Raw genomic sequence first — 13,267 nt, 5'->3', positions numbered from 1 at the left:
TTATAAAGAACTTGCGGTAAAAGTATCTCCTTGGTTTACATCGCCAGTTTCATATCCTTTTTGAAACCAACGCATTCTTTGAGCAGAAGTACCGTGTGTAAAAGAATCTGGTACAACGCGCCCTGTAGCCTGTTTTTGCAAACGATCATCTCCAATGGCATGTGCAGCATTTAGTGCTTCTTGTAAATCACCAGGTTCTAAGATTAAAGCTGTTTTTTGAGCGTGGTGTGCCCAAACACCTGCGTAAAAATCGGCTTGCAACTCTAACATTACAGAATATTTATTGTATTCCGTTTGGCTAACTTTACCACGAAGTTGCTGTACTTGTCTGTTTATTCCTGTAATATTCTGAATATGATGCCCAACTTCATGAGCAATTACATAGGCTTGTGCAAAATCTCCAGGAGCATTTAGCTTTCTGCTCATTTCTTGGAAGAAGCTTAAATCGATGTATAACTTGTCATCACCAGGGCAATAAAAAGGTCCAGTTGCGCTAGAAGCAGCACCACAAGCAGAATTTACAGAACCCGTAAAAAGTACCAGAACTGGCGCTTTGTAATTGGGTATCAATTGATGCCAAACATCTTCTGTACTTATTAAAACACGTTTGGTTAAATCGACCAAGTCATTTTCTTCCGGAGTTCCTTTATAAGCCCCCGAAGATTGTATTTGATTGTTGGTGTTTCCTGTTAGTAAACTCAAAGGATTTGTACCTGTAAAATACAAGAGAGCCACAACAACTCCCAAAAGTAGCAATCCTTTTTTAGAGGTTACTAATTTTAAGATCAAACCGATGAACACAGGGCTTAATCTGCCACCAGAACCGCTGCTAGAAGAAGCACCTCTTCGATCATCTACATTAGAACTTTTTCTATTTCCTCTCCACTTCATAATACACTGTTTTTAAAAAAAAGATAAATTTACTATTTAATTTTTACTTGATAAAACTCCGCTTTAAAAGAAGTTTGATTATTTTTTTAATAGGTAGTTTAAATGAGTAAGAGTTCCTTTTTTAAACTAAAAAAACCTCTTTGAATAAACAAAGAGGTTTTGGTTTTAAAGGTCATTGCGAATGCAGGGAAGCAATCTCATTATTTAGAAGCAGATTACTTCGTCATTCTTCCTTGCAATGACGTTTTTTTTAATAGCTGTGGCGATTCGCCACTATTTAATCAATTCGTAAGAACGTTTGATAAACTTGGTTAAATCTTCACCATGTAAAAGGTTCTGAGATAATTTAGCCAAATCAAAAGCTTGAGAAATTAAATGTTTCTGTGCAGCTTCATCTTTACTGTTTAAAATGTCTGAAACCAACGGACTATTTGTGTTTACCACTAAATTGTACATGTCTGGAAAATTACCCATTCCCATCATGCCACCGCCACCACCAGAAGCTTGCATTTCTTTCATTCTACGCATAAATTCTGGAACCGTAATAATAAACGGAGAAGAAGCAGAATCCATCGCTTCTAATTGAACTGTGTAAGATTTAGAATTTACAGCACCTTCTATAATTGGTTTTAAAGTGGTTATTTCTTCTTCAGACAATTTAGAAATTACGTTTTCGTCTTTCTTAATTAAATGATCAACATGGTCTGAATCTACTCTTGTAAATTTCACTTTTTCACCAGCACCTTCTAACTTCTGCATTAAATGCGAAATAATAGGAGAATCTAAAACTAAAACTTCGTATCCTTTAGCCGTTACTTCTTGTATGTAACTGTGTTGTGCTTCTTTATTTGAGGCATATAAAATAACGTGATTTCCGTCTTTATCTGTCTGAGAAGCTTTTGTTTTTTCAATTAACTCATCAAAAGTAAAGTAAGTATCTGCTACTGTTGGGTACAATGCAAATTTCTGTGCCTTGTCAAAGAATTTATCTTCAGACAACATTCCGTATTCAATGATAACTTTAATATCGTTCCATTTTTTTTCAAAATCTGCTCTGTCTTTTTTGAATAGAGAAGCTAATTTATCACCCACTTTTTTGGTAATGTAACCCGATATTTTCTTTACTGCGCCATCGGCTTGTAAACCAGAACGAGAAACATTTAAAGGAATGTCTGGAGAATCAATCACACCTTTTAACATCTGTAAAAAGTCTGGTACAATTCCTTCTACATTGTCGGTTACAAAAACCTGATTTTGGTACAATTGAATCTTGTCTTTTTGCATATCCATAGACGGACTTAACTTCGGGAAGAATAAAATTCCTGTTAAGTTAAAAGGATAATCAACATTTAAATGAATGTGAAATAAAGACTCTTCAAATTGCATTGGATACAATTCTCTGTAGAAATCTTCGTAATCTTTCTCCGTTAAATCGGCAGGCATTTTTGTCCAAGCAGGTGACGTATTGTTTATAATATTGTCAACCGTAATTTGTTTGTGCGCTTCTGTAGTTTCTTTACCTTCTGCGTCTTTTGTAGTTGCTGGTGTAAACTCTGGATCGTTAATTTCTTCTGTACCGAATTTAATTGGCACTTGGTTAAAACGATTGTATTTGTTTAATAAACCACCAATTTTACTTTCTTCTAAGAAGTCTAAAGAATCTTCACCAATGTGCAAGATAATTTCCGTTCCTCTGTCTGATTTGTCGTGTTCAACTAATGTAAATTCAGGAGAACCGTCACACGTCCAATGTGCAGCAGGTGCATCTTTAAAAGACTTTGTAATTAATTCTACTTTTTCTGCAACCATAAAAGCAGAGTAAAAACCTAAACCAAAATGTCCAATAATTCCTGCTTCGTTATCTTTGTACTTATCTAAAAACTCTTCAGCACCAGAAAATGCAATTTGGTTGATGTATTTCTCAACCTCATCACTTGTCATTCCTAAACCTTGATCTTTAATAGTAATTGTCTTCGCTTCCTTGTCAATGCTTACTTCAATCTTAGCATCACCTAATTCAGTCTTTGCTTCACCAATTGCAATTAAATGTTTTAATTTTGAAGTTGCATCTGTTCCATTAGAGATTAATTCACGTAAAAAGATTTCGTGATCTGAATACAAGAATTTTTTAATCAGTGGAAAAATATTTTCTACCGATACATTAATATTTCCTTTTGCCATTTTATGTCTGTTTGTTTTATTTATTATTTGTGCTTAGTACTAGTCAAAAAAAATACCAAACAGGCTATTGTGACAAGATGACAGAAAAGGAACGTTTTAGACAGCATCTCTATGAAAATAAAATTTACTATTTTAGCTTATACAAACAATTAGCAAATAAAATGTACACTATGTATAATTCAAAAATAACCGGACTTGGCTATTATGTTCCTGAAAACGTTGTAACAAATGACGATTTAAAGGGATTTATGGAAACTTCGGACGAATGGATTCAAGAAAGAACGGGAATAGAAGAAAGACGTTGGATAGATCCAAAAACTGGAGATACAACCGCAGTTATGGGCGCAAAAGCTGCTAGAATCGCTATTGAAAGATCGGGGTTAACTAAAGATGATATCGACTTTATTGTCTTTGCTACTTTAAGTCCGGATATGTATTTCCCTGGAGGTGGCGTGCAAATACAAGACATGTTAGATATGCCAACAATTGGTGCTTTAGATGTTAGAAACCAATGTTCTGGGTTTATTTATGCGATGTCTGTTGCAGACCAATTTATAAAAACGGGTATGTATACAAATATTTTGGTTATTGGTGCAGAAAATCATTCTGGTGGATTAGATAAATCTACAAGAGGAAGAAATGTTTCTGTAATTTTTGGGGATGGGGCAGGAGCCGCAGTACTTTCTAGAAGTGAAGCCGCAGGAAAAGGAATTTTATCTTCTCATTTGCATTCGGAAGGAAAACACGCAAAAGAATTGGCTTTAGAAGGACCTTCTACACAACGCTGGGTGCCAGAAATTATCGCAGCAAATGATCCTGAAGATGTTTCTTATTATCCTTATATGAATGGCCAGTTTGTATTTAAACACGCCATCACTCGTTTTTCTGAAGCCATTGTAGAGGGGTTACACGCCAACAATTTAGAAAAAGAAGATATCGATATGTTAATTCCGCATCAAGCGAATTTACGGATAGCACAGTTTATACAAAAGAAGTTTCAGTTAGCTGATGATAAAGTGCATAACAACATTATGAAATACGGAAACACTACGGCTGCGTCTGTAATTATTGCCTTAACAGAAGCTTGGGAACTTGGTAAAATAAAAGACAACGATTTGGTTGTTTTGGCTGCTTTTGGTAGTGGCTTTACTTGGGGAAGCATTATTATTAGATGGTAAAAAAAAGATTCGCTTTTGGTTTTCTCCATTTGCTTTCAAATGACATAAAAAAAAGGTGCTGCATTTTGTAGCACCTTTTTTACTGTTAGAATATTTTTTTAATAGTTTGCTAATGCTATTGTATCTGGGGTGTTTTGTTGTTGTTAAGCCCTCAATTTAGGGAATAAAAAACATTGCTACAAAACACCACCACTACCTCTGGTTTCGTTGCTTTCTCTGTATTTTCTCTTTCTAGCTCTGTTTTTTCCACTTCCGAAATCATAAGAAAAACCAAGATAAATAGCGCTGTATTCTAACGTATATTGTCCGGTTTGTGCAAACGGATTTGTTGCAGAAAAGTCTAGCTTATAACCATCAAAAATATCGGTTCCTCTTAGGGTAATTGCACCATTATTATCTAAAACGGAAAGTTGAGCAGAAGCATTGACTAAGAAATAAGGTTGTATTTTAAACTGTACGCCTTCACTTTTTCCTCTGTAAGAACTAGACAATTGAAACCTTAACTTTTTAGAAGCTTTAAAACTATTGCTCACTCGAGCACTAAAAAGAGTGTTTTTTGTACTTTCTTGTTTGTTGTTGATCACCCCTTGGCTGTCTTGAATGTACAGATTTGCACTTGGTCTAAAGCTCCACCATTTTGTAAGTTTAAAACTCGAAGAAAATTCTACGCCATAACTGTCTGCTGTGTCGTAATTTGCATAAGAAAATAGTTGACGATCTTCATTTGTCTGATCTATATTGATAATTCTACCAATTTTATCTGAAGTGCGTCTGTAGAAAGTACCAAAAGAAAGAGTTCCTTTTTTTATGTTTTTTGTATAATTAATTTCAAATGAATTGGTAAATTGTGGTTGTAAAGTTTGGTTACCAATAGAGGTGCTTAAGGGGGAAGTCCATTCTTGTATTGGCGTAACTTGGTCAATACCTGGTCTGTCTACTCTTCTACTGTAGCCTATTTGGAATTCATTTTTATCGGAAGCATAATACGTAAAATAGGCAGATGGGTAGATTGTGAAAAATACATCTGCATAAGGGGCTATTGCCGCTTGTTCTGTATTAGAAAACAAACCATTTACTGTAAAATGTTCTAGTCTTAAACCACCTTGAAAAGCAAGTTTCTTAAACTTTTTTGTGTAATTGATATACCCAGAATAAATTTCACGATCATAATTTAAAGTTGAATTCCCTTTTGGTACAGTTGCAGAATTTGCATAGGTTTCTATTTCTTGATCTGTAATAATATTATGAAACGTATGTTGAACTCTTGCTTCTAAGCCTGCTTCTATTTTGCCGCCAGAAAGCGGTTTTGAGTAATCTAAATTTGCTAAAAAAGTATCTGAATTGTTGGTGATCTTATTTGTGTAATTATAGCGTTTAGAACCCGGAGTTACGGTTTCTTTGTTGGAGTCTTTTTGTGGATCTCTTGTTTTTGTATAGTTCACTTCGAATTCTATATTTTGTCCTTTTTGATCAAGAGCTAATTTGTAATCTAGATTATACGCCTGTTCTTTTGTCTCATAATGAGATAAGTTTGGCGCATTAAAAATTAAATGATTGTTTTCAGTAACTTTCGTGTCAATACTAAAATCAGTGTCAGCAAAACTTTGCGAAGTATAAAAAGAAAGGGTGTTCTTCTTATTGATGTAAAAATCGACTCCTGTTTTTAGGTAGTTACTGGTTGTATTGTCTGTATAATTTATTTTTTGTCGAAGATTTTTAGCACTCCTATTAAATAAAGCAACGGTTTCAAACTTACCGATATCTGCCCCATAATTAGCATAAAAGTTTACTTTCCCTGTTCTATAATTTGCGTCTAAAGAACCTGTTGGTCTTGTATTTATACTATGATCTAAACCGAAACTTATAGCGCCGTTAAAACCAATTTTAGTATTTTTTTTTAGAAGGATATTGATAATTCCGCTCATGCCTTCGGGCGTATATTTTGCAGAAGGATTTGTAATTAACTCAACACTTTTTACAGAAGAAGAAGGTATTTGTTTTAATACTTTTGAAGGCGATAAATTCGACGGTTTTCCGTCTATTAAAACACGCACATTGTTATTTCCTCTTAGATTGATGCTTCCAGATTGAAAATTTACTTGAACCGAAGGGATGTTTTCTAACAGTTGTAGAGAATTTGTACCCGCAGAAGCTAAATCTTTACCAACATGAATTACTTTTCTATCTATTTTCTGAACAACAGTAGAGGTTTCTAATTGAATATGAACTGCATCTAATTGATGAGTTTCTTCTTCTAACTGAATGGTGGTTAAATTAAAATTTGATTTGTTTTTAGATAATACAATGGTTCTTTTTATGGTTTTGTACCCCATAAATTGAACATCCATAAAAATAGTGTCTAAAGGAAGTTTATGAACTGTAAAATGACCTTTCTTATTTGTAATTGCGCCATTTATAATGGTTGCTGCTTTGTTTTTGCAAATAATATTTACATAAGACAACGTTTTTTTTGTTTGATAGTCAATAATTTGGCCTGTAATGGTTCCTGTATTTTTTACAACTTCGTTTTTGGTTTGGGTATAAAACGGAAGAGATAAAAAAAAAAGAAATAGGGGAATACACTTTTTCATAATTTAAAAATTATGTTTGTAACATTCATAGCAAATTAGTTATTACAAACTTTGTTAAAAGTAGTTAAAATATAGTTCATAAGTAGTTTTGAGCATTGAAAAAGAGATTTTTAGTGTTCAAACAAAAAATACGTTGTAAAACATAAAATGATGTATTTCAATTTTTATATTTGTATGAATTGAAAAACATGCTTAAATTAAATAAAAATATGAAAAAGAAAACCTTAGTTATTGGTGCATCATTAAAAGAAGAGCGCTATGCTAACAGCGCAATAAAAAAATTAAAAGCAAATAATATACCAGTTGTTGCAATAGGTTTAAAAAAAGGAGTTGTTGCAGGCGTTGTTATTGATACGGAGAAGGTCTCGTATGAAGATATAGATACCGTTACGTTGTATTTAAATCCTAAAAGACAAGAAGAATATTATAATTACATTCTTAGTTTGCAGCCAAAAAGAGTTGTTTTTAACCCGGGAACAGAAAATAGGGAGTTTGTGAAATTACTGCAAGAAAATAATATTGAAAGTGAAATTGCGTGTACGTTGGTGTTGTTAGCAACCAATCAATATTAAAAAAAAAACCTGAGGTTTTTAAAGGAAACTTTAGCGTGCGTATTTCGCTTTTATTGTGTGATGCCTCGCTACTAGAGCTTTTAATGCGTGTAAATTACTGTACAGTAAAAATAGTTCCTGGTTTTGCTAAAGATACATTTGCGAAAACAGTTTCTGCTTCAATTTTAAATAAAGAAAGATCTGGATACCTCCCAGAATAATGCCCAATTACCAACTGCTCAACATTGGCATCTTTTGCAATTTGTGCAGCTTCAATAGAAGTAGAATGTTTTGTTTTTTTCGCTAAATCTTGCCTATCATTTAAAAAAGTAGCTTCATGATATAGTAAATCTACGTTTTTAATAATAGGTACTATGTCTGGTTTGTAGCTTGTGTCACTGCAAAAGGCATAGCTCAAAGGTTTTGGCGGATCTATGGTTAATTCTGTGTTTAAAATCACTTCACCAGTAGCCAAAGTAACGTCTCTACCTGCTTTTATATTTAAGTAATCAGCTTTATCAATTTCTGGATATCCGCTAATATTTAACATGTTTAGTTTTCTTGGTTTCTCTTTTTCTGTAAATAGATAACCGTTTGTGTATACTCTGTGTGTTAATGGAATGGTGCTAACGGAAACCTTATCATCTTCATAAATAAGTTCACTTTCTTTAGAAGATAACTCGTGAAAAACCATGTTGAATTTCGCATGAGATTCAGAAATTTTTAACATTTGTAGCGTTGCCTTTTTAATGCCTTTCGGACCAAAAATATGCATTTCTTTTTCTCGGCTTAACATGCCATAAGTAGAGAGTAAACCAACCAAACCATAAAAATGATCTCCATGTAAATGAGAAATAAAAATATGATTTATTTTAGAAAATCCGACTTTATATTTTCGCATTTGGCGTTGCGTACCTTCACCACAATCTATTAAAAAATGATGGTTATTTATTTCTAAATATTGTGAAGTAGGAAAAGCGTTTACACGCGGTGTTGCAGAATGACAACCTAGAATAGTAAGGTGTATCATTTGATTACAAAGCGTTTAGAAATTATGTTTTTATTGTTTTGAATACTGTAGATATACATTCCGGTAGCTAAATCGTTCTTATAAAAAGGAATGCTATTTTTACCCGTTTTAGTTTTGTACGTTTTTTTAAAAACTGTTTTTCCTAAAACGTTTCTTACGGTTAAAATTATGGATGCATCTAAATTAGAATGAAATGTAATTTTAGTAGCGTTTGCAAATGGATTTGGGGATATAGATAGATTTTCTATCCTTTTTTCTTGTGAAAAACTGATAAAAGAAACCGACAAGAGTAAAATAAAAAGTAGTTTTTTAATCATCCATTTGCTTTTTTAAAATCCCAATTCTCTTTCTATTGTTTCCATTTCTATAATATCTTCTGCTTCGTGTAAAGTAGGTACAATATTTAGATTTTCTGGAAAATCATCTACATGAATAGTCGAATTAACAACTACAAATGATGTGCCACTCTGCTGTTTTTCTTCGGCTACAGTCAAAAATAACAAAAAATCTTTATGATCTATGTTAATATCTTCAGAAATTTGAAGTATTAAATTGGCTGTTTTAAAGTCGTTTATTTTTTCAAAGAGTAGATTTTGAAATTCTTTGAATGAATTTTCATCCGAAGAAATCATCGTATAATTTTCTTTTTTATTAATAATCATGCTATCTTTTTATTTGTTGTGCCAGTAAGTAAATAACGGCCATTCTTACAGCAACGCCGTTTTCTACTTGATTCAGAATTATAGAATCATTAGAATCTGCAACGTCACTAGTAATTTCTACACCTCTATTTATAGGACCCGGATGCATGATTACAATTTTCTTACCAAGATTGTCTAAAATATCTTGATTGATTCCAAAAAGCTGCGTGTATTCTCTGGTAGAAGGAAAGTATTTAAGATCCATTCTTTCATGCTGCACACGCAAAACATTCGCAACATCACACCATTCTAAAGCTTTTTTTAAGTTGGTTTCTACTTTTACCCCTAAACTTGCAATGTGTTTTGGTATTAAGGTTGTTGGGCCACAAACCTTAACTTCTGCGCCTTGTAATTGTAGGGCGAAAATGTTAGAAAGTGCAACTCTAGAATGTAGAATGTCACCAACAATTACTATTTTTTTTCCTTTTACAGTTCCTAATTTTTCTCTAATAGAATAAGAGTCTAATAAGGCTTGCGTTGGGTGTTCGTGGGTACCATCACCTGCATTTATAATTTTTGCATCTACATGTTTCGAAAGAAAAACACCTGCACCAACATTTCCATGACGCATTACAACAATATCTACTTTCATCGCTAAAATGTTGTTTACGGTGTCTATTAATGTTTCTCCTTTTTTTACAGATGATTGTCCCGCAGAAAAGTTAATTACATCTGCAGAAAGTCTTTTTTCAGCAAGTTCGAAACTTAGTTTTGTTCTGGTACTATTTTCAAAAAATAAATTAGCAATGGTAATATCTCTTAGAGAAGGTACTTTTTTAATAGGTCTGTTAATTACTTCTTTAAAATGATCTGCAGTTTTAAAAATAACATCAATATCATTAGGTTTTAAATACTTAATTCCCAATAAATGTTCTACGCTTAATTCTGACACATCAACGTTTTTAAGTTAGCTATTTGTTTGTTTTTCTTCATTTTTTCTTTTACAATGTTTTCGAAAGAATTATTTATATTCTATAAAAACAGCGTCTTTTTTGTGAGTTTCGGTCCAAGTTACTAAAACTTTTTCCTCATTAATAGCGTCTACTTGTCTGCCTCTGTAATTTGGCTGAATTGGCAAGTGTCTGCTAAAACGTCTGTCTATGAGCACTAATAATTCAATACTTTCTGGTCTTCCGTAAGATTGAATGGCAGTTAATGCAGCCCTAATACTTCTTCCAGAGAATAAAACATCATCAATAATAACTACTTTTTTGTCTTCAACGAGAAAATTCATTTGTGTGGTTTCTGCCGCCAAAGGAGTCTCTTTTCTTCTAAAATCATCTCTATAAAAAGTAATGTCTAAAAGGCCTAATTCTAAGTTTTTAATATTGTAAGCTGTTTTTAATAGATTGGCTAATCTATTGGCTAAATAAGAGCCTCTAGGTTGTAAACCAATTAAAACAGTGTTCGAAAAATCATTGTGGTTTTCAATTAACTGACACGCTAATCGATGAAGAATAATTTCAATATCTTTAGAGTTCAATAAGGTTTTTTTGCTCATAAGAATGCTACCAATTTAGGCTGATAGTTGTTGAAAATCAAAATTAACGTAAATTTATGTACGCACAAAATTATTAGCGCCTAAATTAAACAAGTGTTTTTGTTAATTAAATTGTTGAAAAGAAATAGAGCAATTCTATATGGAACAAAAGAGTTACAGTACCTTTAATGCACTAATTCAAATATCATAGTCATGCCTCTATTAAAATTTGAATCCATGCTTAAAACCAACAACATTTATTTTTTTGATTTGGTAGAGTTTGAAGAAATCATTGTACATTATTTAGATGTTGGTAAAATATCGTTAGCAAAAAAAGCAATAAAGTTGGGGTTAGAACAGCACCCAGAATCTATTGATTTAAAATTGTTGATGGTAGAGCTACATTTAACTGAAAATGAAGTGGATAAAGCAACCGTTTTATTGAAGAAAATTGAACTCTCATCACCTAATAATGACGAGGTTTTTATTCAGAAAGCAACTATAAATTCTAAAAAAGGATTCCACAAAGAAGCACTATTAAACCTAGAACAAGCACTTACTTTTACAGATGATAAGATAGATGTTTGGTCTTTAATGGGAATGGAATACCTGTATTTAGATGATTATAGAAATGCAAGAATAAGTTTTGCTAATTGTATTGAAGCAGATTACGAAGACTATTCTGCGTTGTATAATATTGTGTATTGTTTCGATATGCAAAAGGAACATCAAGAAGCAATTCATTATTTAAAATCATATATAGATATCAATCCGTATTGTGAAGTTGCGTGGCATCAAATAGGAAGGCAATATTTTGTCTTAGAAAACTATAAAGAGGCCTTAATTGCTTTTGATTATGCCGTTTTAATTGATGAATCTTTTTTGGGTGGTTATTTAGAAAAAGCAAAAACATTAGAACAGTTAGGCAAGTACCAAGATGCCATTGATAATTACTTAATTACTATAGAACTAGATGATCCTACGGCTTATGTGTACTTAAGAATTGGCGAATGTTATGAAAAGTTAGAAAAGCTAGAAGCTGCTGTTTCTTATTATAAAAAGGCGGTGCATGAAGATCCTTTGTTAGATAAAGGATGGATTTTGTTAACCAATTTATATTTCGAGCAAGAACACTACCAAAAATCGGCTTATTATTTAGCAAAAGCCTTAAAGATTGATGAAGATAATGCGTTGTATTGGAGACGTTATGCAGAAATAAATTTAAGACTCAGTTTTTTTGAAGAAGCTGTTGTTGGTTTTAACAGTTGTTTAAAATTAGGCGACAGTTCACCAGAAATTTATATAGGTTTAACAGATGTTTTATCTTTTTTAGGCGAGTTTGATGATGCTTTAAAAGTGCTATTAGAAGCCCAAAAAGTATATAAAGATATTGCTGAAATAGAATACAGGTTGGTCGGTTTATTTTTTATTCTGAATAAAGAAAAATATGCGTTCATCCATTTAATAAGAGGAATGGAAATAGATTATGAATATCATACCATTTTAAATGAATTATACCCGTCTGTTTATGATCATGTAGAAGTTCAAAAATTATTAAAAAATTATAAAAAAGCGATAGAATAAATACTTTTACGCTCTAAATATTAAAAACCTGAATGCTAAAATTCAGGTTTTTTTATTTTTAAATTTTGAATAAAAAGTAAGCGCTGTTTTTTTCAAAACAGCGTCTTACCAAGTAAACTAATAAAACCAAGTATTAGTAACTATATTAGAAGTTAGCTTTCTAATAATTTATAAAAAATTGATATATAAATGTTATGATTAAGAATGCTATTTTAAAAATAAGAGCATCTTTAAACGGTTCTAAGAAGGAGTTCATAGGTTGTTTTTAAAGTGATTTCTACGTTTGTCAGTAGAAGTAATCCGTTTTTATTGAGAGATGTTCTTAATCTTTCGAAACGCTTCCGCCAGAAGATGCTTTTTTGTGCACGGTAGTTGGGTTTCCTTTAAAATCAATAGCTCCGGCACTTGTTGCTTTTGCTTTAATTTTTTTAGATGCGTAAATATTTATGTCTGCTGCACTGGTAGCATTTGCAATAACATTTTCGCTTTTTAGATGATATGCATCAATAGAACTTCCACTTGTGGCATTAGAAACATGATTAACAGTAATTCCAGAAACAGCTATATCTGCACCACTCGTTGCATTTGTTTCTACACTTTCTGCTTCAACCTCAATTTTAATGTCTGCACCACTTGTTGCGCTAATAGAAATTTCTTTGGTTTTTATAGTTGTTTCGCCAAAGACGTCACTACCACTTGTTGCTTTTAAAAGGGTAAGGTTTTCTAGGGTTACGTATACTTTTTTTGCTTTTGCGCGACCAATATTCTTGTCGGAATAAATGTTTAAAACACCATTGCTAACTTCTGTAATAATTAGATCGTGTAAGTTTTCATCCGCTTCAATTGTAATCGTATTCTCATTTCCTTGGCTTATGTACACATCAATTCCTGCACTTACCATGATGCCAGAAAAGTTGTCTTGTGTTTTGCGTTCTTTTACAATTACATTTTTATTACCGTTTACTTTGTTTAGCAGATCTGTACCACAAGAGGTAAAGATAGTCGCTATAAAAAGAATGCCTAAAAATTGGTTGCTTGCTTTTTTCATGATGTTGGTTTTAATTCAGAAGACAAATATCT

The 13,267-nt window shown here is 32.4% G+C and carries 12 protein-coding genes; 3 read left to right on the top strand and 9 right to left on the bottom strand.

The window, feature by feature from the left end; genetic code table 11:
* Together ES045_RS05975 and htpG are read right to left on the bottom strand one after the other, a co-directional pair.
* A complete protein-coding gene (locus tag ES045_RS05975; RefSeq protein WP_147113914.1) occupies positions 1–891 on the bottom strand; it encodes a neutral zinc metallopeptidase in 891 nt (296 codons plus the stop codon).
* Positions 892–1,164: 273 nt separating this feature from the next.
* Complete coding sequence (gene htpG, locus ES045_RS05970; protein WP_147113911.1) at positions 1,165–3,072, bottom strand: molecular chaperone HtpG; 1,908 nt, start codon at positions 3,070–3,072, stop codon at positions 1,165–1,167.
* 170 nt (positions 3,073–3,242) lie between these two features.
* Between htpG and ES045_RS05965 the strand changes: the two genes are divergently transcribed.
* On the top strand, positions 3,243–4,250 hold the full coding sequence (locus ES045_RS05965) for a 3-oxoacyl-ACP synthase III family protein (RefSeq protein ID WP_147113908.1): 1,008 nt from the start codon (positions 3,243–3,245) through the stop codon (positions 4,248–4,250).
* Between the two features lie 176 nt (positions 4,251–4,426).
* On the opposite strand, the gene ES045_RS05960 is transcribed toward ES045_RS05965, so the two are convergent.
* Positions 4,427–6,841 carry an outer membrane beta-barrel family protein gene (locus ES045_RS05960; protein WP_147113905.1) on the bottom strand — a complete coding sequence of 805 codons (2,415 nt, stop codon included), beginning with the start codon at positions 6,839–6,841 and terminating at the stop codon, positions 4,427–4,429.
* A 209-nt stretch (positions 6,842–7,050) separates the two neighbouring features.
* Between ES045_RS05960 and ES045_RS05955 the strand changes: the two genes are divergently transcribed.
* Positions 7,051–7,413, top strand: a complete 363-nt coding sequence (locus ES045_RS05955) for a CoA-binding protein (protein WP_147113901.1) — start codon at positions 7,051–7,053, stop codon at positions 7,411–7,413.
* A gap of 94 nt (positions 7,414–7,507) precedes the next feature.
* Here the strand turns inward: ES045_RS05955 and ES045_RS05950 are convergent, their stop codons facing one another.
* From ES045_RS05950 to pyrR, 5 genes are all read right to left on the bottom strand, one after another.
* Positions 7,508–8,422: a ribonuclease Z gene (locus ES045_RS05950; RefSeq protein WP_147113898.1), complete on the bottom strand. Its 915-nt coding sequence runs from the start codon at positions 8,420–8,422 to the stop codon at positions 7,508–7,510.
* Entirely contained in the window at positions 8,419–8,739 is a 321-nt protein-coding gene (locus tag ES045_RS05945) for a T9SS type A sorting domain-containing protein (RefSeq protein ID WP_147113893.1), read from the bottom strand. The genes ES045_RS05950 and ES045_RS05945 overlap by 4 nt, the downstream gene beginning before the upstream one ends.
* A gap of 12 nt (positions 8,740–8,751) precedes the next feature.
* Positions 8,752–9,084 carry a hypothetical protein gene (locus ES045_RS05940; RefSeq protein ID WP_147113890.1) on the bottom strand — a complete coding sequence of 111 codons (333 nt, stop codon included), beginning with the start codon at positions 9,082–9,084 and terminating at the stop codon, positions 8,752–8,754.
* 1 nt (position 9,085) lies between these two features.
* On the bottom strand, positions 9,086–10,015 hold the full coding sequence (locus ES045_RS05935; protein ID WP_147113888.1) for an aspartate carbamoyltransferase catalytic subunit: 930 nt from the start codon (positions 10,013–10,015) through the stop codon (positions 9,086–9,088).
* A 69-nt stretch (positions 10,016–10,084) separates the two neighbouring features.
* A complete protein-coding gene (gene pyrR / locus ES045_RS05930) occupies positions 10,085–10,624 on the bottom strand; it encodes a bifunctional pyr operon transcriptional regulator/uracil phosphoribosyltransferase PyrR (protein WP_147113886.1) in 540 nt (179 codons plus the stop codon).
* Positions 10,625–10,816: 192 nt separating this feature from the next.
* Here pyrR and ES045_RS05925 point away from each other — a divergent pair, with 192 nt between their 5' ends.
* Positions 10,817–12,187 carry a tetratricopeptide repeat protein gene (locus ES045_RS05925; RefSeq protein ID WP_147113883.1) on the top strand — a complete coding sequence of 457 codons (1,371 nt, stop codon included), beginning with the start codon at positions 10,817–10,819 and terminating at the stop codon, positions 12,185–12,187.
* 322 nt (positions 12,188–12,509) lie between these two features.
* Here ES045_RS05925 and ES045_RS05920 read toward each other — a convergent pair whose 3' ends face one another.
* Positions 12,510–13,235 carry a head GIN domain-containing protein gene (locus ES045_RS05920; RefSeq protein ID WP_147113880.1) on the bottom strand — a complete coding sequence of 242 codons (726 nt, stop codon included), beginning with the start codon at positions 13,233–13,235 and terminating at the stop codon, positions 12,510–12,512.
* Positions 13,236–13,267: the final 32 nt, after the last annotated feature.

It is taken from the genome of Polaribacter sp. IC073 (genome assembly GCF_007997075.1).
Lineage (GTDB): Bacteria > Bacteroidota > Bacteroidia > Flavobacteriales > Flavobacteriaceae > Polaribacter.
Note: the sequence above shows the minus strand (reverse complement) of the source record. Positions and strands in the feature narration are given on the sequence as shown.

What these genes read in the sequence shown, in the direction of transcription:
- ES045_RS05975 (WP_147113914.1), bottom strand. Translation starts at nt 891, where the DNA reads ATGAAGTGGAGAGGAAATAGAAAAAGTTCTAATGTAGATGATCGAAGA.
- htpG (WP_147113911.1), bottom strand. Translation starts at nt 3,072, where the DNA reads ATGGCAAAAGGAAATATTAATGTATCGGTAGAAAATATTTTTCCACTG.
- ES045_RS05965 (WP_147113908.1), top strand. Translation starts at nt 3,243, where the DNA reads ATGTATAATTCAAAAATAACCGGACTTGGCTATTATGTTCCTGAAAAC.
- ES045_RS05960 (WP_147113905.1), bottom strand. Translation starts at nt 6,841, where the DNA reads ATGAAAAAGTGTATTCCCCTATTTCTTTTTTTTTTATCTCTTCCGTTT.
- ES045_RS05955 (WP_147113901.1), top strand. Translation starts at nt 7,051, where the DNA reads ATGAAAAAGAAAACCTTAGTTATTGGTGCATCATTAAAAGAAGAGCGC.
- ES045_RS05950 (WP_147113898.1), bottom strand. Translation starts at nt 8,422, where the DNA reads ATGATACACCTTACTATTCTAGGTTGTCATTCTGCAACACCGCGTGTA.
- ES045_RS05945 (WP_147113893.1), bottom strand. Translation starts at nt 8,739, where the DNA reads ATGATTAAAAAACTACTTTTTATTTTACTCTTGTCGGTTTCTTTTATC.
- ES045_RS05940 (WP_147113890.1), bottom strand. Translation starts at nt 9,084, where the DNA reads ATGATTATTAATAAAAAAGAAAATTATACGATGATTTCTTCGGATGAA.
- pyrR (WP_147113886.1), bottom strand. Translation starts at nt 10,624, where the DNA reads ATGAGCAAAAAAACCTTATTGAACTCTAAAGATATTGAAATTATTCTT.
- ES045_RS05925 (WP_147113883.1), top strand. Translation starts at nt 10,817, where the DNA reads ATGCCTCTATTAAAATTTGAATCCATGCTTAAAACCAACAACATTTAT.
- ES045_RS05920 (WP_147113880.1), bottom strand. Translation starts at nt 13,235, where the DNA reads ATGAAAAAAGCAAGCAACCAATTTTTAGGCATTCTTTTTATAGCGACT.